24 protein-coding genes are annotated in these 25,580 nt (G+C 63.9%); 12 read left to right on the plus strand and 12 right to left on the minus strand.

Annotation, left to right across the window (positions count from 1 at the left end):
- Nucleotides 1-96: 96 nt before the first annotated feature.
- Nucleotides 97-546: an RrF2 family transcriptional regulator gene (locus tag NKH22_RS07895; protein ID WP_023673075.1), complete on the plus strand. Its 450-nt coding sequence runs from the start codon at nucleotides 97-99 to the stop codon at nucleotides 544-546.
- Nucleotides 547-611: 65 nt separating this feature from the next.
- Here NKH22_RS07895 and NKH22_RS07900 read toward each other — a convergent pair whose 3' ends face one another.
- Nucleotides 612-2,153, minus strand: a complete 1,542-nt coding sequence (locus NKH22_RS07900; protein ID WP_502908565.1) for an acyl--CoA ligase — start codon at nucleotides 2,151-2,153, stop codon at nucleotides 612-614.
- A gap of 128 nt (nucleotides 2,154-2,281) precedes the next feature.
- Here NKH22_RS07900 and NKH22_RS07905 point away from each other — a divergent pair, with 128 nt between their 5' ends.
- Entirely contained in the window at nucleotides 2,282-3,415 is a 1,134-nt protein-coding gene (locus NKH22_RS07905) for a lysophospholipid acyltransferase family protein (protein WP_352909315.1), read from the plus strand.
- Here NKH22_RS07905 and NKH22_RS07910 read toward each other — a convergent pair.
- The 7 genes from NKH22_RS07910 to NKH22_RS07940 all read right to left on the minus strand — a co-directional run bounded on the left by NKH22_RS07910 (nucleotide 3,410) and on the right by NKH22_RS07940 (nucleotide 11,392).
- Nucleotides 3,410-3,964 (minus strand): gluconokinase, encoded by a 555-nt coding sequence (locus tag NKH22_RS07910; RefSeq protein WP_023705608.1) that lies wholly within the window; start codon nucleotides 3,962-3,964, stop codon nucleotides 3,410-3,412. The two genes, NKH22_RS07905 and NKH22_RS07910, sit on opposite strands and share 6 nt — an antisense overlap.
- Nucleotides 3,965-3,966: 2 nt before the next feature.
- Nucleotides 3,967-4,953 carry an ABC transporter permease gene (locus tag NKH22_RS07915; protein ID WP_023673071.1) on the minus strand — a complete coding sequence of 329 codons (987 nt, stop codon included), beginning with the start codon at nucleotides 4,951-4,953 and terminating at the stop codon, nucleotides 3,967-3,969.
- Nucleotides 4,950-5,930, minus strand: coding sequence for an ABC transporter permease (locus NKH22_RS07920; protein ID WP_023712083.1), 981 nt, complete (start codon nucleotides 5,928-5,930; stop codon nucleotides 4,950-4,952). Before NKH22_RS07920 ends, NKH22_RS07915 begins: the two co-directional genes overlap by 4 nt.
- Nucleotides 5,927-7,492, minus strand: a complete 1,566-nt coding sequence (locus NKH22_RS07925) for a sugar ABC transporter ATP-binding protein (protein ID WP_023712084.1) — start codon at nucleotides 7,490-7,492, stop codon at nucleotides 5,927-5,929. Before NKH22_RS07925 ends, NKH22_RS07920 begins: the two co-directional genes overlap by 4 nt.
- Nucleotides 7,493-7,585: 93 nt before the next feature.
- Nucleotides 7,586-8,710: a sugar ABC transporter substrate-binding protein gene (locus tag NKH22_RS07930; protein WP_023682221.1), complete on the minus strand. Its 1,125-nt coding sequence runs from the start codon at nucleotides 8,708-8,710 to the stop codon at nucleotides 7,586-7,588.
- A gap of 321 nt (nucleotides 8,711-9,031) precedes the next feature.
- Nucleotides 9,032-10,060, minus strand: coding sequence for an HTH-type transcriptional regulator GntR (gene gntR / locus NKH22_RS07935; protein ID WP_023712085.1), 1,029 nt, complete (start codon nucleotides 10,058-10,060; stop codon nucleotides 9,032-9,034).
- 159 nt (nucleotides 10,061-10,219) lie between these two features.
- A complete protein-coding gene (locus NKH22_RS07940; protein ID WP_050588883.1) occupies nucleotides 10,220-11,392 on the minus strand; it encodes an MFS transporter in 1,173 nt (390 codons plus the stop codon).
- Between the two features lie 228 nt (nucleotides 11,393-11,620).
- Between NKH22_RS07940 and NKH22_RS07945 the strand changes: the two genes are divergently transcribed.
- The 4 genes from NKH22_RS07945 (at nucleotide 11,621) to mocR (ending at nucleotide 14,923) form a co-directional block, all read left to right on the plus strand.
- Nucleotides 11,621-11,908 (plus strand): DUF3175 domain-containing protein, encoded by a 288-nt coding sequence (locus tag NKH22_RS07945; RefSeq protein WP_023821812.1) that lies wholly within the window; start codon nucleotides 11,621-11,623, stop codon nucleotides 11,906-11,908.
- Between the two features lie 214 nt (nucleotides 11,909-12,122).
- The gene (iolE, locus tag NKH22_RS07950) at nucleotides 12,123-13,034 is read left to right on the plus strand and encodes a myo-inosose-2 dehydratase (protein ID WP_023699662.1); all 912 of its coding nucleotides are present in this window, start codon (nucleotides 12,123-12,125) and stop codon (nucleotides 13,032-13,034) included.
- Nucleotides 13,035-13,248: 214 nt separating this feature from the next.
- Nucleotides 13,249-13,455: a LacI family DNA-binding transcriptional regulator gene (locus NKH22_RS07955; protein WP_023673063.1), complete on the plus strand. Its 207-nt coding sequence runs from the start codon at nucleotides 13,249-13,251 to the stop codon at nucleotides 13,453-13,455.
- 1 nt (nucleotide 13,456) lies between these two features.
- Nucleotides 13,457-14,923, plus strand: coding sequence for a rhizopine catabolism transcriptional regulator MocR (gene mocR, locus NKH22_RS07960; RefSeq protein ID WP_352803609.1), 1,467 nt, complete (start codon nucleotides 13,457-13,459; stop codon nucleotides 14,921-14,923).
- Nucleotides 14,924-14,942: 19 nt separating this feature from the next.
- Here mocR and NKH22_RS07965 read toward each other — a convergent pair whose 3' ends face one another.
- Complete coding sequence (locus tag NKH22_RS07965) at nucleotides 14,943-16,187, minus strand: DegT/DnrJ/EryC1/StrS family aminotransferase (protein WP_023690794.1); 1,245 nt, start codon at nucleotides 16,185-16,187, stop codon at nucleotides 14,943-14,945.
- 360 nt (nucleotides 16,188-16,547) lie between these two features.
- Between NKH22_RS07965 and NKH22_RS07970 the strand changes: the two genes are divergently transcribed.
- The 5 genes from NKH22_RS07970 (at nucleotide 16,548) to NKH22_RS07990 (ending at nucleotide 21,736) form a co-directional block, all read left to right on the plus strand.
- The gene (locus NKH22_RS07970; protein WP_352803612.1) at nucleotides 16,548-17,459 is read left to right on the plus strand and encodes a polysaccharide deacetylase family protein; all 912 of its coding nucleotides are present in this window, start codon (nucleotides 16,548-16,550) and stop codon (nucleotides 17,457-17,459) included.
- Nucleotides 17,460-17,522: 63 nt separating this feature from the next.
- Entirely contained in the window at nucleotides 17,523-18,491 is a 969-nt protein-coding gene (locus NKH22_RS07975; protein WP_352803615.1) for a rhizopine catabolism ABC transporter substrate-binding protein, read from the plus strand.
- 157 nt (nucleotides 18,492-18,648) lie between these two features.
- Nucleotides 18,649-19,764: an ABC transporter permease gene (locus tag NKH22_RS07980; protein WP_031207966.1), complete on the plus strand. Its 1,116-nt coding sequence runs from the start codon at nucleotides 18,649-18,651 to the stop codon at nucleotides 19,762-19,764.
- On the plus strand, nucleotides 19,761-20,597 hold the full coding sequence (locus NKH22_RS07985) for an ATP-binding cassette domain-containing protein (RefSeq protein ID WP_023712088.1): 837 nt from the start codon (nucleotides 19,761-19,763) through the stop codon (nucleotides 20,595-20,597). Before NKH22_RS07980 ends, NKH22_RS07985 begins: the two co-directional genes overlap by 4 nt.
- 32 nt (nucleotides 20,598-20,629) lie before the next feature.
- Nucleotides 20,630-21,736, plus strand: a complete 1,107-nt coding sequence (locus NKH22_RS07990; protein ID WP_352909318.1) for a Gfo/Idh/MocA family protein — start codon at nucleotides 20,630-20,632, stop codon at nucleotides 21,734-21,736.
- A 148-nt stretch (nucleotides 21,737-21,884) separates the two neighbouring features.
- Here the strand turns inward: NKH22_RS07990 and NKH22_RS07995 are convergent, their stop codons facing one another.
- Both NKH22_RS07995 and NKH22_RS08000 read right to left on the minus strand, forming a co-directional pair.
- Nucleotides 21,885-22,661, minus strand: a complete 777-nt coding sequence (locus tag NKH22_RS07995) for a FadR/GntR family transcriptional regulator (protein ID WP_023687956.1) — start codon at nucleotides 22,659-22,661, stop codon at nucleotides 21,885-21,887.
- Between the two features lie 107 nt (nucleotides 22,662-22,768).
- On the minus strand, nucleotides 22,769-23,659 hold the full coding sequence (locus NKH22_RS08000; RefSeq protein WP_352803620.1) for an NAD-dependent epimerase/dehydratase family protein: 891 nt from the start codon (nucleotides 23,657-23,659) through the stop codon (nucleotides 22,769-22,771).
- Between the two features lie 117 nt (nucleotides 23,660-23,776).
- Between NKH22_RS08000 and NKH22_RS08005 the strand changes: the two genes are divergently transcribed.
- Nucleotides 23,777-24,715: an NAD(P)-dependent oxidoreductase gene (locus NKH22_RS08005; RefSeq protein WP_023690788.1), complete on the plus strand. Its 939-nt coding sequence runs from the start codon at nucleotides 23,777-23,779 to the stop codon at nucleotides 24,713-24,715.
- 19 nt (nucleotides 24,716-24,734) lie between these two features.
- Here the strand turns inward: NKH22_RS08005 and NKH22_RS08010 are convergent, their stop codons facing one another.
- Complete coding sequence (locus NKH22_RS08010; protein ID WP_023729411.1) at nucleotides 24,735-25,517, minus strand: FadR/GntR family transcriptional regulator; 783 nt, start codon at nucleotides 25,515-25,517, stop codon at nucleotides 24,735-24,737.
- Nucleotides 25,518-25,580 lie beyond the last annotated feature (63 nt).

The raw sequence follows: 25,580 nt of genomic DNA on the forward strand, positions 1-25,580 counted from the left end.
CTACGCGAAACCGGGTTGTTCAGGCGAAACGTCATGATTTGCACACAAACAACCGCCAGATGCGGGTGGTTGGGGTTTTCATGAACTGAAGCGGGCATGCTTACCAAAAAAGGCAAATACGGCCTCAAGGCCCTCGTGCATCTTTCCGGCCTGCCGGTCGGCCAGCTTGCATTCGTCAACGACATCGCGATCGCCAACAACATCCCGAAGAAATTCCTGGATGCCATTCTGGGCGAGCTGCGCAATGCCGGTTTCGTCCTCAGTCGCAAGGGCAAGGAAGGCGGTTATCGCCTCGCCCGGCCGGCTTCCGAAATCAAGATCGGCCACGTCGTGCGCGTGCTGGACGGCCCGCTCGCTCCCATACCCTGCGCCAGCCGCACGCAATACCAGCGCTGCGAGGATTGCGACGAGGCGACCTGCCAAGTCCGGCACATGATGCTGGAAGTGCGCCAGGCGATCGCCGAAGTGCTGGACAATCGCAGCCTCGCCGCCATGCGCGACGCCGACAATGATGATTTTCCGGTCGAGCTGACATCGCAGATCTAAATTAGAGCATGGTCCCGAAAAGTGGGAACCGGTTTTCGGACAAGATCATGCTCAAATGAGAGTCCTCAGACCAGGCCGAGCTTGCCGGCCAGGCCGACGCGCTGGATCTTGCCTGTGGGACCCTTGGGTATCTCCTGAAGAAACAAGATGTGGCGCGGCACCTTGAACTCGACAATGCGGCTGCGCGCGAAATCGCGTATCTCATCGGCGTCGGCGATGGCGCCCTCGGCCAGCACGATAGCCGCACCCACCTCCTCGCCGAGCATGGCATGCGGCACGGCGAAGGTCACCGCCTGCGCCACCAGCGGATGATCGAGCAGCACATTGTCGACCTCGAGCGGCGAGATCTTTTCGCCGCCGCGGTTGATGATCTCCTTCAGCCGCCCGGTGATCTTCAGATCGCCATCCTCGTCGATCAGACCCTGGTCGCCGGTGCGGAACCAGCCATCGCTGAAGGCAGCTTCATTGGCCACCGGATTGTCGAGATAGCCATCATGGATGTTGGCGCCGCGCACCGCGATCTCGCCCTTTTCACCCGCCGGAAGGATCGTCCCCTTGTCGTCCAGGATCGTCACCTGCGGACCCGCAGGCAGGCCGACCGAGCCTGGCTTGCGGCGCGCCGGCGGCAAGCCATTGGATGTCATCTGGTGCGCCGCCTCGGTCATGCCATAGGCCTCGACCACCGGACAGCCGAAGACGCGCTCGAGGTCGCGGAACACGGTGTCGGGAAGCGCTGCCGAAGACGAGCGGATGAAGCGCAGCCGCGCAGCCGCGATGGTTTCGCCATTGCGGGCGGCGCGCGCCAGGATCGCCTGATGCATGGTCGGCACCGCGCTGTACCAGCTCGGCCTGAAGTCGCCCAGCCAGCCGTAGAATTTGAGCGGGTTGAAGCCCGGCGTGCAGACAACAGCGCCGCCGACTGCCAGCTGTGCGCTGAGCGCCGCCATCAGCCCGTGAATGTGGAACAGCGGCATCACGTTGAGACAGACATCGTCTGCCGAAAGCGCCAGGGTGCTGGCGATGTTGGCCATCGATGCCTGCAGATTGCGCTGCCGCAAGCCGACGATCTTCGGTCGCGCCGTGGTTCCCGATGTGTGCAGGACAAGCGCGAAATCGTCGGGTCCGTTGAACTGCATATCGTCGAGGCGAGCCTCGCTGGCAGCCTCCACCTCGGCGTCGCCCGCCAGCAGAAACTCGCCGGCCTTGGCGCCGTCAGTCACGACGACGTCGAGCACCGCAATGCCGAGCCCCTTTGCGGCGTTGCGCGCGGCATCGCCCATGCCTTGTCCGCACAGCAGCAGCTTCACATCGAGATCGCCGAGATAGAAGCGGAATTCGTCTTCGCCGTAAGCCGGATTGAGCGGCGCCGCCGTCGCCAACGCCGAGACCGCCAGGAAACAGGCCGCCATTTCCGGGCCGTTGGGCAAGACGATGCCGACGGCCGTGCCGCGGGCAACGCCACGCCTGGCGAGATCGCCGCAGAGCTTGTCGACAAGATTGGCGAGGCCGGCAAAGCTCAGGGACGGCCGGTCCGGCGCCATCAGCGCCACCGCAGCCGGCCGCCAGGGCGCCAGTTGGGGAAGTGCTACCGATAGGGCCTGTTTCAAGTTCGAACCCTGAATGGCGTTCACCATGGCCTTGCCGGCGCCGATTGCGCGCCCGTGGCAGACGCAGTAAAGCGATTTCCGGACGCACGCAAGAACAGGTGGACACCGATCGGATGAGGCTGCCGTGGTTGGGAAAATCCCGGAAAGCCGACCGGACACCATCTTCCGCCGTCATTTATCATACGGAAATCATCGCCGACATCCTGGTGCCCGAACGCGCCGAGCATGTCCGCTTCTTCAGCCGCAAGCAGGTCCGCGCCGGCAAGTTGCGCACCTTCAACAACAGGGATCTCCGCGAGCTGCTGCTGGCCGCCTTTTATCTCGGGGTCGCGGCATTGCTACCGGTCAATTGGTGGGCCGCGATCTGCAGCCGCGTATCGGGGCTGCGCCTCAAGCGCCATATCCGCAAGGATTTCGTGCGCTACGCCGCCGCGACGCGCGCCGTGCTCGGCAATGGCATCGATGCGCAAAGGCAGTTCAGGGCCTTGCTCTGCGCCAACCACCGCCGGCGTTTGCTACTTGCCGCGCATCTCATCGGTCGCCGCTGGTCACCTGATATCCGGCTGGAGGGCCTGGAAGGCCTGCAAGCGGCGCTGAAGCGCGGCCACGGCGCTATCATCTGGTGCGATCAGTTCACGACCCAGACCATCATCGGCAAACGCGCTCTCCATGAAGCCGGCATCGAGACACACCAGCTCAGCGTCAGGGCTCACGGCATATCCGATTCGACCTTCGGCTTGCGCTTCCTGAACCCGCCGATGGTTCGGGTCGAGAACCGTTTCCTGAAAAGCCGGATCGTGTTCGACCGCAGCGACGCCTACCAGGTCACCGGCCGGATCCAGAAGATCCTTGGCAGCAACGGCGTGGTGTTGGTGACCAACACGGTGCATGCCGGCTCGACATTCACCGAAGTCGGCCTTGGCGAGAGCGGCTGGACCCACCTGGCTTCGGCGCCGACGAATTTCGCTGCCAGAGGCAAGGCGGCGCTGTTTTCCATGTCGACCTTCGAGACCGATCCGTTCCGCCAATACCGCGCCGTCCTAAGTCCCGAACTGGTGCCGGCCCCGGCAGAGGCCGGCGAGCCCGCGACCAGAGCCGGCGGCGCCAAGAACATGGCGCTTCAGGCCGAGTACATATTGCTCAAGCGCGACCGCTTGCTGGAGGCGCTGAAACTCTATCCCGAGCAAATGATGGTCTGGTCAGGCCATGACCGGTTCACCGAACGGCCGGAAACCGCCTTGCCCGACGAGGGTGGTTCATGATTTTGCGCCGGCCAGCAGGCTGGCAACGGCGGTGACGATTTCAGCCACTGGAAGTGTGGCGTCGGCCGTCAGCGCCCGCTCGTCGGCGCCAGGCGGTTCAAGGATGGCGAACTGGCTTTCGACCAGGCTTGCCGGCATGAAATGCCCCTTGCGGCTGGCGACACGCTGCTTGGCGGTAGCGGGATCGATCTTCAGATAGATGAAAACGATGTCCCGGCGGAAGCCGCGCAGACGATCGCGGTAGCTGCGCTTCAGCGCCGAGCAGGCGGCAACCACGCTTTGGCCGCTGCCGGTCAGGTCCGCGATCCGCTCGCCAATGGCATCGAGCCAGCCCTCACGCAGTTGATCTGTGAGCGGCTCGCCGCTCGCCATGCGGGCGACGTTTTCGGGCGGGTGCAGCCTGTCGCCTTCGACAAAGACGGCCCCTTCCTCTGCTGCCAATGCTTTGCCGACAGCCGACTTTCCGCAGCCGGCGACGCCCATCACCACAATGGCCCGAGGCACTGAGCCGGTAGCGCCCATTGGCGCCTGTGCCGTCTTTTCGTCCACGGTCAGCGGCTTGCCGGCGCGCGGCCGTAGAGCAGGAGCATGGCAACGATGACCAGGCCATAGACGATCTGCCGCCCCGCCTCCGGCATCTGCATGACCGAGAGGATGGACTGCAGGAGCGTAATCAGGATGACACCGGCGACGGTGCCGAGATAGGAGCCGCGGCCACCCAGGATCGAGGTGCCGCCCAGAACCACGGCGGCGATCGACGGCAAGAGATAGGCATCGCCCATCGATTGCGCCGCCTTGGAGGCATAGCCGGCGAGAAGCACCCCGCCAAAGGCGGACAGCCCGCCTGAGATAGCGAAGGCGATCATCACCACGCGCCTTGTATCGATGCCGGAGAGATAGGCGGCACGCTCGCGGTTGCCGATGCCGTAGACGGTGCGGCCGAAGCTGGTGCGGGACAGCACGAACACCATCGCGGCACCAATCAGCGCCCAGATGATGACGGCGTTAGGCACGCCAGGAATGGTAAAACCTGTCGCAAGATAGCGCATGGCGCCGGTGGCCGAATCCTGTGGCGAGTAGCCGCCGGTATAAACGACCATGAGCCCTTGCGCGACAGCGTTGGTGGCGAGCGTGATGATCATCGAGGGTATGCGCAGATAAGCGACGCCAAAGCCGTTGACGATGCCGATCAGCACCCCGCAAAAGATGCCGAACGGGATGGCCAGCGCCACACCGATCGGGCCATAGGCCGCAGCCGCACACGCCATCATCGCGCCCGCCGCCACCGCCCACGGCACCGACAGGTCGATCTGGCCTAGCAGGATGACCAGCATCATGCCTGTGGCGATGACGCCGAGGAACGAGGCCACCTTGAGCTGCTGCAAGAGATATTCAGGCGACAGAAAGCTCCTGGAATAGAGGCTGCCTAGGAACAGCAACAGCACGATGCAGGCGAAGGCCGTCAGCACCGCCGGATCGGCGCGGCGGATGAATTTCGGCATGCGGCCGGCTATGCCGCCCAACGTCGTTTCGCTCACAGGAACCACTCCAGCCGGTTGCGGACCCGAAACAGTGCGAAGGCGCCGAGGCTGACCGCAACCAGCAGGATAACGCCCTGGAACAGTGGCTGCCATAGCGGGTCGAAATCGAACACGAACAACAGGTCGCCGATGGTGCGGAAGGCCAAGGCGCCGAAGATGGCGCCGATGGCGCTGCCTTTGCCGCCGAACAGCGAGACGCCGCCCAGCACCACCGCGGCAATCGAAAACAGCGTATAGGCGTTGCCGCTGGCATAGGCTGCATCGCCGGTATAGGTGAAGAAGGTCAGGAACAGTCCGCCGATCGCGGCCAACAGGCCTGCGAGCGCGTAGGCAGCGAACTTGCCGCGCCTTATCGGCACACCGGACATGTAGGCCGCCGTCTCCGAGGACCCGGCCGCATAGGCCGCGCGCCCGAGCACCGAGCGGCTGAACGGCACCCAGACCACGAGCACGACGGCGAGCAGCACGACCAGGCTCGCCGGCACCACGCCGAACAGGCGTCCGGTCAGCGCGTCGGCGAGACCTTCGTTGACCGAACCACCGGGAAACGGCCTGAGCAGCAGCGCGATGCCGAAATAGACCGCACCCGTGGCGATCGTGGCGACGATCGGCTGCAGGCGGCCGTAGATGACGATGGCGCCGTTGATCGCCCCGCAAAGGAGCCCGGTGCCGAGCACGGCGATGACGCCGAAAGCGGTCTCGAGGCCGGTGCCGATGACCACCCAGGAGGCGAGGCAATTGGTCAGCGTGAAGATCATGCCGACGGAGAGGTCGATGCCGGCGGTGATCACGACCAGTGTCTGCGCCATGGCGACGAAGGCGAGCAGCACGCCCTTGTTGGACGCCGTCTGCACGACATTGGCGGTGAAGCCCGCCGGATGGTTCGAGGTGTAGATGACGAACATGACAATGAATATGCCGAGTGCCATCAGTGTTCCGCGCTGCTCGGCCAGCCAGTAGCGCCACTCTTTCACGCGTCCGCTCCCTGTCTTGCGCCGGCATCGTCCCTTGCGCCGGCGTCATCGCCCTGGATGTTGAGCGCGCTTGCAATGAGCGCCCGCTCGGTGATCTCGGCTCCGACCAGCTCGCGCTTGACCGCGCCGTCATAGAGCACCAGCACGCGGTCGCAGCAGCCGATCAGTTCGTCATAGTCGGTTGAATAGAACAGGATCGCCGCCCCCGCATCCGCCAGCTTGCGCATCAGTTGATAGAGTTCCTGCTTGGTGCCGACGTCGATGCCGCGCGTCGGATCGTTGAGCAGGATGATACGCGGCTGGCGCATCAGCCATTTGGCGATGACCACCTTCTGCTGGTTGCCCCCCGACAGCGCACCGACCGGAATGTCGAGGCCGGCCGTCTTGATCGCCAGCAGCCCGACCATGTCGTCGATCAGCCGCTGTTCGGCGGCGCGGTCGATGATGCCGGCCTTGGACAGCCGGTCTAGGGCGGCAAAGGACAGGTTCTCCCGCACCGTCATCGGCAGCATCAGGCCTTCGGTCTTGCGGTCCTCCGGGATCAGCGCCATGCCGATGCGGTCGTCGCGCGCCGCTTGGGGGCTGGCGATCGAAACAGGCTTGCCGTCGATAAGGATCTGGCCGCCGAGGCCGCGCAGCACACCGAAAAAGGCAAGCAGCAATTCGCGCTGGCCCTGGCCGTCCAGGCCGCCAAGGCCGACGACCTCGCCTGCCCCGACCGTCAGCGAGACATTGTCCAGCCGGTCCGTCCAGGACAGCTTGCGCGCCTCCAGCACGGGAACGGCGGCGGCTGCGGTGCGCGCGGGTTTCGGCGGGAAAATATGGCTGTATTCGCGCCCGATCATCAGTTCGACGACTTCGTTGTCGCTCTTTGTGCCTGCCTTGTAGCTGGCGACATTGCGGCCGTTGCGAAACACCGTGCAGTGGTCGGCAAGCTCGGCGATCTCGTTCATGCGGTGCGAAATGTAAAGCAGCGCCAGCCCTTCCGAGCGCAACCGCTTGAGCACGCTGAATATCCTGGCGACGTCCGTCGCGGTCAGCGCCGAGGTCGCCTCGTCGAGGATCAGGATGCGCGGCTTCCTGGCCAATGCCTTGGCAATCTCGACCATCTGTCTTCTTGAAAGCGGAAGATCCTTGACCAGCGCCAATGGATGGATGTCGGCCGCACCTGCGCGTGCCAGCGCATCCTCGGCAATGCGGCGCTGCGCCTTGCGGTCGATCATGCCGAAACGCTTCGGCGGATCGGAGATGACGATGTTGTCGGCAACGCTGAGTTCGGGAACCAGCGACAGCTCCTGGAAGATGCAGACGATGCCGGACTTGTTTGCAGCAGCAGGCGAAGCGAACGTCACCTCGCTGCCGTTCAGCATCATGCGGCCTTCGTCGGGCGCGACGACGCCCGCCATGACCTTGATCAGCGTCGATTTGCCGGCGCCGTTTTCGCCGAGAATGGCGTGGATGCTACCGGACGAGACCGAAAGCTCGGCCTTTTCCAGCGCCCGCACACCACCATAGCGCTTGGATATGCCTTCCATCCGGAAGAGCGGAACCGCACCGTCCATCGGCCCTCCCGAGGCAGTTTGACTTCAAGGGATATCGAGTGGCCGGCGCCGCGGAGATCCCGCGGCGCCGGATATGCCGCCTATTGGTCAGCCCTATTGGTCAGCTTTGGTCTGACCCATAATTTCCTGCGCGGTGAAATTGATGCCGCAGGTCGGGAAGGAATTGCCGACGAAGAAATTGTCGGACTGGTCGGGGAAGAAATCCTGACCGGCCTTGAAGTTCGGATCCTCGACGATCGCCAGCGGCAGCTTCACCGCTTGCGGCACGACGTTGCCTTCGAGCGCGGCAATCGCCGTCTTGATGGCGACCGCGACCTGCGCCGGACCGGTGCCGGCCGATGAGCATTTCAGCCCGTCGCCGGCATGTGCCGCGCAGAACTTGCGGAAACCGTTCTCGGTCTCGCCGCCGAACGGCACGAAAGCATGCTTGGCATCGATCATCGCCTGCACGATGCCGGTGTCGCCGCCTTGCCCGGTGATACCGTCGAACGGACCGTTGGTGGCAATGGCGTCGGCCGTGGCCTTCTGTGCCACGCCGTCGTCCCATTTGCCGACCACCTCGGTGACGTCCCATTTCTTGCCGGAGGCATCGAGCGCTTCATGGATGCCGTTGTGACGGTCGGTGTCCACGGAAGTTCCGGCAACGCCGCGCACTTCGAGCACCTTGCCGCCATTCGGCACATGGCCGACCAGCCATTTGCCCCACAATTCGCCAAGGCCCTTCTGATCGACATTGACGTTGATGGCGTCCTTGGTATCGAGAATATTGTCGAAGGCGACGAGGATGACGCCAGCTTCCTTGGCGCGCTTGATGACCGGCCCGAAAGCGGTCGGGTTCTGGGCGTTGACGACGATCGCGTCATAGCCGGAATCGATGAAGTTGTTGATCGCCGAAATCTGAGCCGGCACGTCCTCGCCGGTCGAGACGACCTTGAATTCCTTCAGTTTCGCGGCGACCTCCGGCTGGGCCGCATAGGCCTTGGCGGTCTGCACCATCTGGATGCGCCAGGTGTTGGCGATATAGCCATTGGCGAGCGCGATGCGGTATGGGCCGTCTTTCTTGGGGAACTTGAAGAACTGCGTATCAGCCGCCCAGGGCGCAAAGCAATCCGGCTCAGCCGACGGTCCCTTGACAACTTCCGGGTCGGCCATGGCCGACGAACTCAGCATGACGAATGCAGTGGCGGCAACGATGCCACCAACAAGTGACTTGATCATAGATATTCCTCCCAGTTGTAGTTTTATTTGCGGCTGCTTGTTTATTTGATGCTGTTTGTCGTGGTGTGTTTTCCACGCCGAAGGCCCTCCAGCCTGGCCGGCGCCACGTCTCAAGGGCCCGAAGCCGGCCCGATCCCCTCCCCCTCGCCGCTTCACAGGCGAGAAACGAAACTAGCATATTATACATAATAAACAAGCATGAGCTGTTGCTTATGTATAATAAACAGGGGCGGCCTTTCATCAAAACGTCTGCCCGACGAAAATGGTAGCGCTACCATGACGTTGTGTAAAGCACCATTTGCTGAGGCAGCCAAAGCGTGTTCAGCGTGCGGTGCTCTCGCGGGGCTTGAGTTCGAAACCGAGATCGACGACCCGCTGCTCAGGCCTTCGTCCTGCGATCGCCGCCAGCGCCATGGCGACAGACCGACGGCCGATTTCATAGCGAGGGGTGCGGATACTGGTGAGCGGCGGGAACGCCGCCTGCATCATTTCGAGGTCGTTGAAGCCGACAATGCCGATTGTTTTCGGCACGTTGAGCGCGGCGCTATGGCATTCGAACAAAACGCCGAGCGCGATGTCGTCATTGTTGCAGAAGACGCCGTCGAGCGCCGGCATCTTGGCCAGCGCATCGCGAAGCAGCTCGCGGCCGAGCGTCACGCTGGACAGTAGCGGAGTGGTGGTGACGAGCCGCGGGTCGAACAGGCCGGCCTTCTCCATTGCCGCGCGATAGCCGGCAAGCCGCCGCTGCGAGCGCGGGTCCATGCGTGCGCCGATGAAGCCGATCCGCCGGCAGCCCGCCTCGATCAGATGCTCGGTCGCGGTGCGGCCGCCGTCGAAATGCGAGAAGCCGACCAGCATGTCGACCGGATCGGGCCCGGTCTCCATCACCTGCACCACCGGGCAGCCCGCGCTCTCCAGCAGCTTTCGCGAGGTCGGCGTCTGGTCGATGCCGGCCACGATCAGCGCCGCCGGGCGCTGCGGTGCGAACACCTGCAGCAGGCGCTCCTCCTCGAGGCCGGAATAATGGGTGTTGCCGAGCTGGACGCGGAACGGGCCGTCCGACAGGCTGTCATAGATGCCGCGCACCACTTCTGCGAAGACGTTGTTGGTCAGCGACGGCACCAGCACGCCGAACACATCGGCGCGCGCCGAGGCCAGTGCCCGTGCATTGGGATCCGGGACATAACCGAGTTCGTCGACGGCGGCCTGGATCTGGCGCCGCAGATCCTGGCTGACGCGTTCCGGTTCGCGCAGCGCCCGCGACACGGTAATGGCGCCGACGCCGGCCTTGCGCGCCACATCTGATAGGGTCGGGCGGCCGCCCCCGCGACGCGAGCGCGGCTTGGTCATGGACATCCTCCACGTGCCGGGCCCCGGCCGCTGCGCCCTTGCGAAACCATGTTCAGCTTTTCCACTGCCACCATGCCAACCGGCTGCTGCCGCACCCACTCGCCTGCTGGCGTCGCGCAGCCAATCGCCCTTGTCAAGCAACAGGGCAATCCTGCCTTCCTAAGCCATCAGGGCAGCACTGCGTTTTGCTTTCCACAGCAGCAGCCCGATCGCCACTATGTTCAGCAAGTTCCACGCGATCCCGTTGAGGAACGCGGCGGCGTAGGAGCCGGTCAGGTCGTAGATCCAGCCCGACATCCAGCCACCGATCGCCATGCCGAAGATGGTCGCCATCATGACGATGCCGATACGCTGGCCGGCCTCCCTGGCGGGCAGGTATTCGCGCACGATGATGGCATAGCAAGGCACGATGCCGCCTTGCGACAGGCCGAACACCAGCGACACGACATAGAGCGAGGCAAGCCCGTCGAACGGGATGTAAAACAAAAGCGACAGGCATTGCAGCACGGAACCGATAAGCAGGGTTTTCACGCCGCCGATGCGGTCGGCGACAAAGCCGGAGGCGAGCCGGCTGACGACGCCCGCCGCCATCATGATCGACAGCATGTCGGCGCCATGCGCAATGCCGTAGCCAAGATCCATGCAATAGGCGACGATGTGCACCTGCGGCATCGACATCGCCACGCAGCAGCCGAGACCGGCAACGATCAGCAGCACCTGCAACGCCGCCGGAGACAGCGAAATCGACTGCACTGTCCGGCTTCCGGGTGAACCGGCGGCAGCCGCCGCCGGAGCAGCGCGCCGCAGCAACAGCACCAGTGGCACCATGGTGACCAGGCAGAAGACACCGATGCCGGCATAGGTGAAGCGCCAGCCCTCCGCCTTGATCAGCGTCGGCATGATGGTTGGCCAGAGCGCTCCGGCGAGATAGTTGCCAGCCGCCGCCGCCGTGACGGCGACGCCGCGCCGACGGTTGAACCAGTGCGAGATGTCGGCGATCAGCGGCCCGAAGATCACCGATGTGCCGACACCAATCAGCACGCCCTGGGCAAGGGTGAATTGCAGGATAGAGGTCGACAGCGCGGCGAGCAGCAGGCCGGCGGCGAGAGCCACCGAGGATAGCAGTGCCGGGATCCAATACCCCATGCGATCGACCGCGCGGCCAACCAGCACATTGCCGGCGGCGAAGCCGACCATGGTTGCGGTGTAGGGCATCGATGCCGCGGCGCGGTCAACGCCGAACTCGGCCTGCACGGCCGGCAGCACGACGACGACGGCCCACATGCCGACCGCACCGATCGTCGCCAGCAGCATGGAGATGGCCAGCCGCATCCAGGCGTAGCTGCTGTCGATGCCGGGGCTATCCGCCTGATTGGCGACGATTGGGGTCAAGGCGTTTCCTGTCTACGGTTCTGGGAAGTCGACCGTTGTGTCACCACTATCGGCGCATTCACCGCGACGGGCAGCGCCACAGGGCCATGATCCGTGGCTCCAGCGGCCCGGCGATTTCTCGGGAACCGCGGCGGCCTGCCCGAGTTTTGCGACAGGAAGGAGTTTGTCATGACCGCGAAAAAGAAATGGTCGGCCGAGGTGACCGAGCACAGCGATGCGATGGACCTTGAGGACCACATCTTCGAAGCCGACGACGCCAGGAAGATCGCGGCCTCGCTCAAGCGCTCGGCCGAGCACAGCGACCGCCGCCAGGCCGAGCCGTTTCAGTCGGCCATGTCGATGCTGAATTTCTACATCAACCGCGCCGGCAAGAACCTGCCACAGGCGCGCCGGAAAGTGCTCGAGGACGCCAAGGACGAACTGCGCGCGGCCTTCGGAAGGCCGCAGCAGGATTAATGCACGTCGCTCAAAAGTGGCGCCGGTTTTGAGACAACGACATACATAAACAAAGACCTAAGCGCGTCGACTTAGTCCGTTCAAACGGGACGCGCTTTAGCGCTCCCGATTGGCTCTGCCAAATTCACCTCAACTGGACCTAGTGACAGGTCCTCTTTCCCCTCAGTTTGCCGGCCTCGGCTTTGTGTTTCCCCGAGCCCTTTGAAGTAGCGGCATGACGGTCAAGATCGGCATCAATCCCATCACCTGGAGCAATGACGATGTTCCCGCACTCGGCGGCGATACGCCGCTCGCGACATGCCTGTCGGAAACCAGGCAGGCCGGCTATCGCGGCACCGAACTCGGCGGCAAATTCCCCAGGCGAAGCGACGAGCTTGGACCGATCCTGTCTTCTTACGGACTGGAGCTCGTCTCCGGCTGGTATGACGGCCGCATTCTGGACCGCACGGTCGACGAGGAATTCGCCGCCATCACCTCGCATCTGACCCTGCTGCGCGACCTCGGCGCCAAGGTCGTCGTCTATGCCGACACCTCGCGCGGCCGTCATGACGGCATTTTCGCGCCGATCTCACAGCGTCCGCGCCTCGCTGACGGCGAATGGACCGCCTATGGCGAGAAGCTGACCGAACTCGCCGACCGCATGGCTGCCTTCGGCGTCGGCATGGCTTTCCATCACCATATGGGCACGATCGTCGAGAGCGATGACGAGGTCGACAGGCTGATGGCCGCAACCGGCAAGAGCGTCGGCCTGCTGTTCGATACCGGCCATTGTCTGTTCTCAGGCGGCGACCCGGCCTCCCTCCTGAACCGGCATCTCGACCGCATCGTGCATTTCCATTGCAAGGACGTCCGCGCGGCCGTGCTGGAGAAGGCACGGCGCGAGGACATGAGTTTCATGGCGGCAGTGATGGAAGGAATCTTCACCGTGCCCGGCGATGGCTCCGTCGATTTCCTGTCGCTGCTGCAGCCTCTGGCCAGCCATGGATTCGAAGGCTGGATCGTCGTCGAGGCCGAGCAGGATCCGGCCAAGGCACACCCCTTGACCTATGCCACGAAAGGTTACGCTTCGCTTCTCAAAACGGCCTGCGCGGCCGGGTTCGACGTGGCAATACGAGACATGGCCTAACCACCGCCGGGGGGCTGGTGGTTGGGCCGGTTGGGCGCGCGCCTCGGTAGGGGTAGCGACGCGAAAGCGCCCGGCGATCCGCGCCGCCGCCCTCCCTTGGCGGCGCGGATCGCACAGTTCTTAGCATCGAAATTTTTGCCCCCGAGTTGCCGGCCCGGCGTTTCCAGCTTGAGGCTGGGGACGAGGCATGCCTTGATGCAGATGGAGGAGCGACATGGCATTCGAGGCGGCACTCGGCATGGAACGGCTTTGCACCATCCGTGAGATCGCCGAGAAGGCGGAACTCGGCGCGGCAACCGTTCACCGCGCGCTGAAGAACAGCCGCGAGGTCCGTCCCGAAACCAGACGGCTGGTGCTGGAGACTGTCTGCCTGCTTAACGAAGAGAAGATCGCCCGCGCCGCCAGGTTGGTCGGAGACTAGCTTGGCCGACCATATGCGCCTTTCCCTCGACATCATGTCGGTCGACCGCGGCTCGGACGAACCGATGCACCGGCAGATCTACGGCGCCCTGCGGCGCTTCATCCTCGACGGCCAGATCCAGCAGAACACGCTGCTTCCTTCGACACGCTCGCTGGCCGAGGATCTCAAGGTCGGCCGCAACACGGTGATCGCCGCCTACGACCAGCTGCTCGCCGAAGGGTTTATAGAGGCGCGCGCCGGGTCCGGCACCTGGGTGGCGCCGATCCAGCAGAAACGCCCGCCGGCCGCGCTGCGCGCCGGCCTCGCCGCCCCGCAAAAACTCTCGCGGCGCGGTCAGACCATCGTCAACGGCCCGCAGCCGCCACGCAATGCCGGCGTCATCAACTTCCATCCGGGCGTGCCGGAATCGGCATCCTTTCCCTTCACCATCTGGTCGAGCCTTCTGGTGCGCAATGCGCGCAGCCGGGATGAGAATTTGCTCGGCTATATCTCCTTTGCCGGCCATCCCGGCCTGCGCCAGGCCATCGCCTCGACCATAAGCCTGTCGCGCGGCATCAATTGCACCGCCGACCAGGTCATCATCGTCACCGGCGCGCAGGCAGCACTCGACCTCGCTTCGCGCGTGCTGATGGACGAAGGCGACCATGTCTGGATGGAGGAGCCCGGCTATCTCGGCGCCAAGAGCGCCTTTCTCGCCAGCGGCGCGCAGCTTGCGCCCTTGAAGGTCGATCGCCTTGGATGGCATCTCGCAGACCCAGAGCTGCCGCCGCCGCGCCTGATCTATGTGACGCCATCCTGCCAGTGGCCGTTCGGCACCATCATGCGCATCGAGGAACGACTGCAGCTGCTTGACATCGCGGAACGCCACGGCGCCTGGATCGTCGAGGACGATTATGACGGCGAATATCGTTATCGCGGCCGGCCGGTGCCGGCGCTGCGCGGCCTCGATCACGCCGACCGGGTCGTCTATATCGGCTCCTTCGGCAAGACGCTGATCCCGGCGCTCCGCATCGGCTATCTCATCGTGCCGCGCGAACTGTCGGTCCCCTTCGACCGCGCCGTCTCGATCACCGGCCAGTTCGCGCCGCTGATCCTGCAGGCGACGGTCAACGACTTCATCACGCAAGGCTATTTCGCCACGCATCTGAAGCGTATGCGCCGGCTCTATGCGCGCCGGCAGGCCAATTTCGTAAAACTGTGCCAGGAGCATCTGGCCGAATGGCTGACTGTGACCGAGAACGATTCCGGCATGCAGCTGCTGGCCAGTTTTATCCGACCCTACAAGGACAGTGAAGTCGTCGCCGCTGCCGTCAAGGAGGGCCTCGACGTGCAGGGCATCTCGATCAACTACCATTCGAGCGAGCCGGAACACGGCCTGCTGCTCGGCTATGCCGCGATGGACGAACGCCAGATCCTGCGCGCAGTGCTGGCGCTGCGCGCCGCCTTTATGCGGCTGGACCGGCAATAAGCCGGTCCAACGCGGCTCTTCAATTCACGCTGTCGAATTTCTGCAGGTCCACCGGTGCTGCGTTGCGCACCTCGACATCGTCCAGCGAGGCATTCTCCAGCGCCACACGGGCCGCCGCATCGATGTTATGGATCATGTCGTCGATGTCGGCGTCGCCATGCGCCGGATTCATCGCGATCATCACCGTGCGGTTGAGGATGTCGAGAGAACCCTTGCCGAGGTCGTCGGCATAGGTCAGCCGCAGGCCCTTGTTTTCCGGCAGCGTGTACGGATTGAGCGCCGGATGATGCGCGCCCTCATGCATCAGCACCTGGTCCCACTGGGTGAAATTGTGGCGGCCGGTCTTGCCGGCAATGACGCTCGGAATGGTCTTCGAAAAAGTCTGCGCCGCCTGTTCGCTGGGCAGCAGATACATTACCTGTGCCGCGCAATCGTCGTTGGGGCTGTTCATCGGCGACGGCGTCAGGCCGAGATTGCCGAGATGGCGCGTGCCGGCCAGCACCTTCTTCTTCTCCGCCCGCATCGCCTCGATGATGCCGTCCAGACGGTCGAGTTGGACATTGAGCATCGCGCCCATTAATTCCGAGGCGCGCGCGCCGATGCCGGCGAACGGCTTGATGCTGTCGCTGCGGCCCTGCCAGTAGAAGTGGCAGGGGTCGATGGCGCAGCGCGCCCGCTCCGCCACTTTCGGATCGCTGGTGGCGATGCCGCCGCCCTCGCCCGACGTCATGTTCTTGAAGTAGTTGAAGGAGTAGGCGCCGGCATGGCCGATGGAGCCGAGCTTCTTGCCCTCATAGCCGCCGCCAATGCCCTGGCAGACATCTTCCAGCACGAGCAGACCGCGTTTTTTAGCGATGTCCATGATGGCGTTCATGTTGCAGGCCGCACCCCACATATGTACCGGGATGACCGCCTTGGTGCGCGGGCCGACGGCGTCGCGCAGAGCGGCCGGGTCGATGGTCAGGCTCTCGTCGACGTCGACAATGACCGGAATGGCGCCGACCGACAGCACTGCTGTGGCGGTCGCCATATAGGTGTGCGCCGGCACCAGCACCTCATCGCCCGGGCCGATGCCGAGGCCGATCAGGCCGGCGGCGAGCCCATAGGTGCCGCTGGCGGCAAGCGCGAAATGCTCGACGCCGAGATGCCTTGCATAGCGCGCCTCGAAGCGGTTGCACTCGCTGTTCTCGCCATAGCGAAACAGCGCGCCCGAGCGGATCACCCTGGCAATGGCTTCGATCTCTTCTTCGCCGGCGGTGTACATGGCAAGTCTCCACATCGCTTGATGGTGTGAAAGCAGTACGCCTGCGGCCGCTGTTTGAAAGAACCACTCCGCTGCGATCGGACCAAGCCATCCTGCTCACGTCGGAGCGGCGTTTAGCGCCGACTGTGGGCATATCGGATGAAATCGAAATTCCAGAATGCAGGCCCGCGGAAAAATCGTACCCATCCGAATTCGCTGAAGTGGCCCTGTCGGAAAGCCCGCGTTGGGCGTTCCATCGCGTCCAGTTGGGCAAACGGTCGGTTCCATGCAGCACGGGACACACTTTGGAAGACCCTCGAAACCGGCCTGCCGGCAAGATGGTGGCCGGCAAGATGGTGGCCGGCAAAACGGTGGCCGTCCATGACGCGACAGCTCGTCCTGCACGAAGACGATGTCGGCATGTGCCATGGCGCCAACAGCGCCTTCCTCGAACTGACCGCACTGGGCGCCTGCAGCTCCGGCGCCGTGATGGTGCCGTGTCCATGGTTCCCTGAGATGGCCGAAGCGGCAGCCGCCGATCCCCGGCTCGATCTCGGCGTCCACCTGACGCTGAACAGCGAAAAGCAGCACTACAAATGGCGGCCGCTGACGTCGCCGTCGCGCGCGGCCGGCCTGACGGACGAGTTCGGCTATTTCTGGCCCGATGTCGCGACCACCCGCCGCAAGGCAGCACCGCAAGCGGTGGAAACCGAGCTTCGCGCGCAGATCGACACCGCCTACCGCGCCGGCATCGACGTCACTCATCTTGACGCCCATATGGGGGCAGCGCTGTCGCCCGAGTTTTGCGACGTCTACATCAAGCTCGGCCTGGAATATCGGCTGCCGGTGCTGTTGACCAAAACGCTGTCGGCCTATTCGCCCAATGACAATCTCGTCGGCGTCACCGAAGCGGCGTTCCAGCGCGGCGTCACTGAAGCCCGCGCTAAGGGCTTTGTCATCTTCGACGCCGCCATTCAGACGACCTGGGGCCGTCCACGCTCCAAGCCGATAGAGCCCGCCTACAAGGCATTGGTCGAAGGGGTGCGCGAAGGCCTGACCTTCTTTTGCCTGCACTTCAACGCGCCGGGCGAGCTCGAACTGATCGAGCCGCGCTCCGCCTATGTCCGCACCGAGGAATATGAACTCTTCCGGGACCAGGGTTTTCGCGACTGGCTCGGCGTGCAGGACATCGACATCATCGGCATGAAGCCGCTGCGCGAGGAGCTTCGTGCACGGCTCGGGGCATCGACACCGGCAAAGGCCCGCAAAGCGGCCACCCGGGCAGCACCGTAAGCCGATCCGGTCGGCCGAGGCGCAAAGAGGGAATTGGAACTGCAACGACAATGGGAGAATGACATGAAGACTGTTCTGAAACTGGCGCTCGGCGCGCTTGTCTCGATGAGTATGCTGGCGGGTGTCGTGCAAGCCGCGGGCCTGAAGGACCCGAAGGATGTCCGCATCACCTTCGTGGTGCATGGCTCGGCCTCCGATCCCTACTGGTCGGTGGTCAAGCGCGGCGTCGACGATGCGGCGGCGCTCACCGGCGCCAAGGTCGAATATTATGCGCCGCAAGTGTTCGACGTGGTCGAGCAGGCCCGCCTGCTCGACGCGGCCATCGCCACCAATCCCGACGGCATCGCCGTCTCCATTGCCGACGCCAATGCGCTCGGCAAATCGGTCAAGGCCGGACTTGCCGCCAACATTCCGATGGTCGTGCTGGATTCCGGCGAGAAGGAAGGCGCCGAACTCGGCACCTCTCTCTATGTCGGCACCGTCTCCGAATATGATTCCGGCAAGAAGGCCGGCCAGCGGCTGGCCAAGGAAGGCACGCTCAAAGTCGTCTGCATCAACCACGAGGTCGGCAATGTCAGCCTCGACCAGCGCTGCCAGGGGTTGAATGACGGGCTGAAGCCGTCAGGCGGCGGCACCGAGGTGCTTACCGTGTCGCCCGATCCGGCCGACATCCAGCGCCGCACCGAGGCCTATCTGTCGGCGCATCCCGACACCCAGGCGGTGTTTGCGCTCGGCGCCACCGCCGCCAATCCGCTGATCCCGTTCTTCCGGCAGAAGGAATTGTTCGGCAAGATCAAGCTCTACACCTTCGACATCAGCCCCGAAGTCCTGGATTCCGTCGTCGCCGGCGAAATGGGCTTCGGCATGGACGCCCAGCAATATCTGATGGGATACCTGCCGGTGATCTATCTGGTCGAGCATGCCACACATGGCTTCTGGCCGCAGAACAACGCCTACACCGGCCCGCTCTTCATCGACTCGCCCGACAAGGCCAAGGCGATCCTGGCGCTCGCCAAGGACGGCATCCGCTAAGGCAAGACCAAAACGGATCGGGGAGCCGCCATGCGCTCCCCGTCTCTGGTCGAGATTGCGAAGTGAGCGATTGGGGAGCCTAATGGCTGTTGTGGAAGACAAGGCGATACCTCCAGAAGCGCCGGCCCCCGGGGTACTGGGCAAGGACCGTTTCGGCATGATGTCGAAACGGGCGGCCGGTGCTGACGAGCGGCTGGCCAGCACCGGCCGGCTGACTCAATGGCTGCGCCGGCCCGAAGCCGGTGCCGCCGGCGGCCTCATCGCCACCATCATCATCTTCGCCCTGCTGCCGGGTGCGTCGAACCTCTATTCGCTGCAGGGGTCGATGACCTTCCTGACGCTGGCAGCCGAACTCGGCATCATCGCCACGGCCGCAGCCCTTCTCATCATCGCCGGCGAGTTCGATCTCTCCGTCGGCTCGATGGTCGGCTTCGCCGGCGTCGTCATCGGACTGACGGTGAAATATTGGGACCTGCCGCTGTGGGGCGGCATCGCCTGCGCCTTCGCTGTCGCCATCCTCACCGGCTACGTCAACGGCCTGATCGTTGTGAAGACCCGCCTGCCGTCCTTCATCGTGACGCTGGCGTCGCTCTACATCCTGCGCGGCCTGTCGATCGGCATCACCCGCGCCGTCACCGGCCGCACGCAGATCCCCTACATCCTCGACGGCGCGCCGGACCCGGCAACCGCGAGCCTGTTCAACGGCCATCTCCTGACCAGCTTCTTCCAATGGATGGGCACTCAAGGCTGGATCGCCACCCGCACCGACGGCATTCCCTTCGTCGTCGGCATTCCGATGTCGATCGTCTGGTGGCTCGGCCTGACAGCGCTTGCCGGCTATGTCTTGACCCAGACCAAATACGGCAACTGGATATTCGCCACCGGCGGCGACCTCAATGCCGCCCGCAATGTCGGCGTGCCGGTCGACCGGGTTAAGATCGCACTCTTCATCTACACCGCCTGTGCCGCGACCTTGCTTGCCACCATCCAGGTGATGGAGGCCGGCTCCGCCGACACCACGCGCGGCCTGCTCAAGGAATTCGAGGCAATTATCGCCGCGGTCATCGGCGGCGTGCTGCTCACCGGCGGCTATGGCACCGTCTATGGCGTGCTGTTCGGCGCGCTGATCTTCGGCCTGGTGCAGATGGGCATCTTCTACACCGGCATCGACACCGACTGGTTCAAGGTCTTCCTCGGCATCGTCATTTTGATGGCCGTGCTGGTCAACAACTACATCCGCCTCAAGGCGCTCGGACGCGGAGGCGGCAAATGACCTACCCAAACCCGTCCCCGGCCATCCAGCCAGCCATGGAATTGCGTGGTGTGTCGGTCAATTTCGGCTCGGTACGCGCGCTCCAAGATATCGACATCAAGGTCTATCCCGGCGAGGTGCACTGTTTGCTGGGCGACAACGGCGCCGGCAAGTCGACGCTGATCAAGGTTCTGTCGGGCGTGCACCGGCCGACCAAGGGCGAGATTTTCGTCGACGGCAAGCCCGTCACGTTCCGCAGCCCGCGCGACGCGCAGGACCTCGGCGTCGCGACGGTCTTCCAGGACCTCGGCATGATCTCGCTGATGTCGATCACGCGCAACTTCTTCCTCGGCCGCGAGCCGACCAGAAGCCGCCTGCCCTTCTCGCGCTTCGACAAGGAGCGCGCCAACACAATTGCCCGCCAGGCGATGGCCGATATCGGCATCGACGTGCGCGACCCGACACAGGCAGTCGGCACGCTGTCGGGCGGCGAGCGCCAATCGGTGGCAATCGCGCGCGCAGTCCACTTCGGCGCAAAGGTGCTGATCCTTGACGAGCCGACCTCGGCGCTCGGCGTGCATCAGGCGGCCATGGTGCTGAAATTCATCATCGAGGCGCGCATGCGCGGGCTGGCGGTGATCTTCATCAGCCACAACATCCACCACGCCTACCCTGTCGGTGACACTTTCACGCTGCTCAACCGCGGCCGCAATCGCGGCACATACGCAAAGTCCGAGATCTCGCGCGACGAGGTGATTTCCATCATGTCGGGCGGCGAGGATCTGAAGGCGGTGGAAGCTGAGATTGCCGGGCTGTTGGCTCAGATCGGCAATCGGCCGGCCGCCGCACCCTGAGCCTGGAACACTTTGCAGAGAGTTTTAGCAGCATGAGCAGGATACGGGTTGGCGTTATCGGCGCCGGCATGATCTCGCAGGTCGAGCATATTCCGAATCTGTTGCGGCTCGGCGACCTGTTCGAACTGGTCGGCGTCGCCGACCCGTCAAGGATTTCGCGGGAATATGTCAGCGAAGTTCACGGCATCGCCAATTTCGAAACGCCGGAGCAACTGTTCGACCATAAGCTCGACGCCGTCGTGATCGGCTCGCCCGACCCGCTGCATCACGAGCAGGTGCTGGCCGCACTGGGGCGCGGCCTGCATGTCTTCTGCGAAAAGCCGCTCTGCTATTCCCCGGCGGAAATCGCCGAGATCATCGCCACGCGCAACAAGGCCGGCAAGGTCATGCAGGTCGGCTATATGAAGCGCTTCGATCCGAGCTACCGGCTGGCGCTGGCCTCGCTGCCCGGCACGGCAAAGACGCTGCGGTCCGTCTCGGTCGAGGTCAACGATCCCGACGCCTGGCCGTTCATCGCCCACCAGCGCTATATCCGCGGCAACGATATTCCCAAGGACCTGATTGCCGCCGCTCAAAGCAAGCAGAAACAACAGGTCGAACGCGCCATCGGCCAGCCTTTGAACGATCTGGCTTTCCGTGGATTTATCGGCGCTTACAGCTCCGCCTTGATTCACGATGTGAATGCCGTGCACGGACTGCTCGACGCACTCGGCGTGCCGGAGGGCGAGGTTGTCGGCGCGCAGATCTTCGCCAATGGCGATGGCGGCCAGGGCGCGGTAAAACTGCTCGACGGCCAGGCGCTGTGGACGATGACGCATCTCACCGTGCCGAAGCTCGCCGACTACAAGGAACGCATCACGCTCTTCTTCGACGCTGCCAGCCTCGAGCTCGAATTCCCCTCGCCCTGGCTCAACCATCACCCGACCCGGCTGACTGTGAAGACCTCGGACGGCCACACACTGTCGAGGAAGGATCTACGCGCCGGCTACGGCGAAGCCTTCGTCGAGGAACTGCGCGGGTTCTGGGGTGCGATCATCAATGGCGACGAGGTGGTCAACCGCCCCGAGCACGCCGCGCGCGACCAGGCGCTGCTGATCGCGCTGACCAGGCAGCATTTGGCCACTTCGCAGGCCGGCTGAGCGCTCGCAGGATGTGTTGAGATTCAGGTCAGGCCGCGCCGAAAACATTGGGTTCGAGAACCGGAGCGGAGCGTACTTAAGTACGTGAGCACCGGAAGCGCAGAAAGCCGGCGTTTGCAGGCCCGCCTCACCTGAATTTCAGCACATCCTACCGGGTGTTGATGACGCCGTCTGTATTGGCGAGCAGCTTGCGCACCGCGTTGCGGGCCGCCTCCGGCCGCTGCAGGCGGATGGCCTTCTCGATCGCCTCGTGCAGTTGCTGTGCATGCTGCAGATCGTCGAGTTCGCGCGTCGTATAGGTGAACAGATGATCGAAGGCGGATTCGATCAGCACGCCGAGCGGCACCAGCAGGTCATTGCCGGAGGCACGCAGGATGGCCAGATGGAAACGTGTGTCGGCGCGCGTGCGCTCCTGCAGGCTCGACGCCTCGCCCATCTCGCGGCAGGCCTGGCTGATCTCGGCCATCTGCTCCTCGGTGCGTCGCATGGCTGCGAAGGCAGTCGCTTCCGGCTCGATGATGTGGCGGAATTCCTGCACCGTCTTCAGGAACACCTCACGGTCGGGCGCGGTCGCGTACCAGGCGAGCACATCGCGATCGAGCAGGTTCCAGCGCTCCCTGGGCTCCACCCAACTGCCGATCTTGGGGCGCGATGCCAAAAGGCTTTTGGCCATCAGCATCTTGATCGCTTCGCGCACCGCAGAGCGACTGACGTTGAAGGTTTCGGACCATTTGGCTTCATTGGGCAGGATGGTGCCTGGCGGATAGTCGCCGCGCACGATCCGAAGCCCGATTTCGCTGGCCAGCGAGGCATGCACGCTGGTGCCGGGCATCCGGGTGGCGTCAGCCCGGCGAAGGGTCGCCGGGCGCTCGCCGGATGCCGCCTTTTCAGGCTTCTTTCCCTTATTCGGCTTTCCGTCCCTCATGCGTCCACAAAGTCCGGATTTCGAAAGCTGTCAAGCAAAGGACGGGACGTTGACGGCAAAGCCTGCGGCTGTGCACAGATCAGGTCGCAACCTTGCCCCCGGCCGTCCTATTTGACGTATTTGCGCCAGCTGTGCTCGGGACGGAAGCCGAGCATGTCCCTGGCCTTGCGGTTGGAGAGCAGCGTTTCATATTCGCCGAGCTGCGTCTTGACCGGCACGTCGGGATAAAACCGCTTCAACAGTTCCGCTGTCGGCAGGTCGGACGAGGTGTCGTCATTGGCGGCGTTGAACACCTGGAAGCCGAGCCCGTCCGTTTCAACGGCGCGCAGCGCGATCTGGCCGAGATCGCGCGCGTCGACATAGCTCCAGGCGATGCGCTTGCGAAAGCCCGGATCGGCAAACCACTTCGGAAACAGCGAATATTCGTGCGGCTCGATGACGTTGCCGATGCGCAAGGCATAGATATCGGTGCCGTTGCGCTGCGCAAAGGCGCGCGCCGTGTGCTCGTTGACGACCTTGGACAGAGCATAGCTGTCCATCGGATCGACGTCGTATTCTTCATCGAGGGGAAAATATTTGGGGTCGCGCGGTTCGTTGGCGAACACCACGCCGTAGGTGGTCTCGCTGGACGCGATCACCACCTTGGGGATGCCAAGCTTCACCGCCGCCTCGATGACGTTGTAGGTGCCCATCGCATTGATGCGGAACACCTCATTGTCGGTCGTGATCATGATGCGCGGTATGGCGGCGAAGTGCACCACGGCATCGACCGGCTGCGGGCGCAGCGACGGATCGAATTCATGCAGGCCCATATAGCTCGACAGCGCGTTGAACACCTGGCCGCTGTCGGTGATGTCGGTGATCAGCGTGCGTACCTTGGGATTGTCGAGCGGCCTGGTGTCGATGTTGAGCACCTGGCAGCCCTGTTCGATCAGATATTGCACGACATGGCGACCGGCCTTGCCGCTGCCGCCGGTGAACATGATCCGCTTCGTCATTTTCGTCTCCAATGCCTAGGATTTCCGTGTATTGTCAGACAATATGGCATTCCGCAACCACCCTCGCCCGCCAGACGGCGGCGCCCACTATCAATCATCGCAACAGGACTTCAAGACATGACCACGACCGCCGCGAGCGAAAAGATCGGCTTTATCGGCCTTGGCCTGATGGGGCACGGCATTGCCAAGAACATCGTGGACAAGGGCTATGGCCTGACCTTCCTCGGCCGCAAGAACCGCAAGCCGGCGGAAGACTTGGCTGGCCGCGGTGCGAAGGAAGTGGCCACCTCGCGTGAGGTGGCAGCGGCATCCGATATCGTCTTCATCTGCGTCACCGGCTCGCGCGAGGTCGAAGCCATCATCCGTGGCCCCGGCGGCCTCAAGGAGGGTCTGAAAAGAGGCTCGGTTGTCGTCGATTGCTCGACCGCCGATCCGGTCTCGACCGTGGCGCTGGCGGCGGAACTGAAGGAGATCGGCGTCGACTTCGTCGATGCACCGCTCAGCCGCACGCCGAAGGAAGCCTGGGAAGGCACGCTCGACGCCATGGTCGGCGCGCCCGACGCGCTGTTTGCCCGTGTGAAGCCGGTCATCGAAACCTGGGCCGGCCGCATCGTCCATATTGGCGATACAGGTGACGGCCACCGCATGAAGCTGCTCAACAACTTCATCTCGCTGGGCTATGCCGCGATCTATTCCGAGGCGCTGGCGCTGGCCGAAAAGGTCGGCATCTCGCCACCGCGTTTCGACAGCGTCATCCGCAACGGCCGCATGGATTGCGGCTTCTACCAGACCTTCATGCGCTGGACGCTGGAGGGCGACCGCGACGCGCATAAATTCACCATCGCCAACGCCTTCAAGGACCTGACCTATCTGGAATCGATGGCGGGTGCGGCCGGCATCGCCAACCCGCTCGGCAACGCCACCAAGAACTCCTTCGCCGGTGCCCATGCCACTGGCCCGGCCGAGCAATTCGTGCCGATGCTGGCGACATATGTCGGCAAGGTCAACGGCGTCGACCTGATGCCCAGCAAGGACGGCAAGAAGCAGACGATTTGAAGGCGGCGAAAAGCCTGTGTCAGCGCCTCGACCGGCCGATAACATCGTCGGTGTTGGCGAGCAGTCTGTGCACCGCATTGCGGGCGGCCGCAGGACGCTGCAGGCGGATGTTCTTCTCGATCGCCTCATGCAGCGCCTGCGCCCGCCGCTGATCGCTGGTCTCGCGTGTGACGAAGACAAAGAGATGATCGAGCGCCGACTCGATCAGAACGCCAAGCGGCACCAGCAGATCGTTGCCCGAGGCGCGCAGTATGGCGAGGTGAAAACGCGTATCGGCGCGGATACGCTCCTGCAGGTTCAAAGCCTCGCCCATCTCACGACAGGCCTGGCTGATCTCGTCCATCTGCTCGTCGTTGCGCCGCGTAGCGGCAAAGGCCGACGCTTCCGGCTCGATGATGTGACGGAACTCCTGCACCGTGCGCAGGAAGGCTTCCCGGTCCGGCCCGGTCGCGTACCAGGCCAGCACATCGCGGTCGAGCAGGTTCCAGCGTTCCCTGGGCTCGACCCAGCTGCCGATCTTGGGCCGTGAAGCCAGCAGGCTTTTGGCCATCAGCATCTTGATGGCTTCGCGCACCGCCGAACGACTGACATCGAAGATCTCGGCCCATTTGGCCTCGTTGGGCAGAATGGTGCCGGGCGGATAATCGCCGCGCACGATTCTGAGGCCGATCTCGCCGGCCAGCGAGACATGGACGCTCGCTCCCGGAAAATGCGCGGCACCGGCTCTGCGCATGACAGCCGGACCGCGGCTGGCTTGTGCCTTGGCCCGCTCGGTTCGCTTCTTTGATTTCTCGTCCGGCATTCACGTTCCAATGCGTCGGCCGTCTGCGTCCGGACTGGTCCGAACCTGCACGGCGCGCCGATC

The sequence above is a fragment of the Mesorhizobium sp. M1252 genome, assembly GCF_040318265.1.
Classification (GTDB): Bacteria; Pseudomonadota; Alphaproteobacteria; order Rhizobiales; family Rhizobiaceae; genus Mesorhizobium.

Coding starts and splice junctions, on each gene's coding strand:
- NKH22_RS07895 (WP_023673075.1), top strand. CDS start 97: ATGCTTACCAAAAAAGGCAAATACGGCCTCAAGGCCCTCGTGCATCTT.
- NKH22_RS07925 (WP_023712084.1), bottom strand. CDS start 7,492: ATGGACGGTGCGGTTCCGCTCTTCCGGATGGAAGGCATATCCAAGCGC.
- NKH22_RS07930 (WP_023682221.1), bottom strand. CDS start 8,710: ATGATCAAGTCACTTGTTGGTGGCATCGTTGCCGCCACTGCATTCGTC.
- gntR (WP_023712085.1), bottom strand. CDS start 10,060: ATGACCAAGCCGCGCTCGCGTCGCGGGGGCGGCCGCCCGACCCTATCA.
- NKH22_RS07940 (WP_050588883.1), bottom strand. CDS start 11,392: ATGCGGCTGGCCATCTCCATGCTGCTGGCGACGATCGGTGCGGTCGGC.
- NKH22_RS07945 (WP_023821812.1), top strand. CDS start 11,621: ATGACCGCGAAAAAGAAATGGTCGGCCGAGGTGACCGAGCACAGCGAT.
- iolE (WP_023699662.1), top strand. CDS start 12,123: ATGACGGTCAAGATCGGCATCAATCCCATCACCTGGAGCAATGACGAT.
- NKH22_RS07955 (WP_023673063.1), top strand. CDS start 13,249: ATGGCATTCGAGGCGGCACTCGGCATGGAACGGCTTTGCACCATCCGT.
- NKH22_RS07965 (WP_023690794.1), bottom strand. CDS start 16,187: ATGTACACCGCCGGCGAAGAAGAGATCGAAGCCATTGCCAGGGTGATC.
- NKH22_RS07970 (WP_352803612.1), top strand. CDS start 16,548: ATGACGCGACAGCTCGTCCTGCACGAAGACGATGTCGGCATGTGCCAT.
- NKH22_RS07975 (WP_352803615.1), top strand. CDS start 17,523: ATGAAGACTGTTCTGAAACTGGCGCTCGGCGCGCTTGTCTCGATGAGT.
- NKH22_RS07980 (WP_031207966.1), top strand. CDS start 18,649: ATGATGTCGAAACGGGCGGCCGGTGCTGACGAGCGGCTGGCCAGCACC.
- NKH22_RS07985 (WP_023712088.1), top strand. CDS start 19,761: ATGACCTACCCAAACCCGTCCCCGGCCATCCAGCCAGCCATGGAATTG.
- NKH22_RS07990 (WP_352909318.1), top strand. CDS start 20,630: ATGAGCAGGATACGGGTTGGCGTTATCGGCGCCGGCATGATCTCGCAG.
- NKH22_RS07995 (WP_023687956.1), bottom strand. CDS start 22,661: ATGAGGGACGGAAAGCCGAATAAGGGAAAGAAGCCTGAAAAGGCGGCA.
- NKH22_RS08000 (WP_352803620.1), bottom strand. CDS start 23,659: ATGACGAAGCGGATCATGTTCACCGGCGGCAGCGGCAAGGCCGGTCGC.
- NKH22_RS08005 (WP_023690788.1), top strand. CDS start 23,777: ATGACCACGACCGCCGCGAGCGAAAAGATCGGCTTTATCGGCCTTGGC.
- NKH22_RS08010 (WP_023729411.1), bottom strand. CDS start 25,517: ATGCCGGACGAGAAATCAAAGAAGCGAACCGAGCGGGCCAAGGCACAA.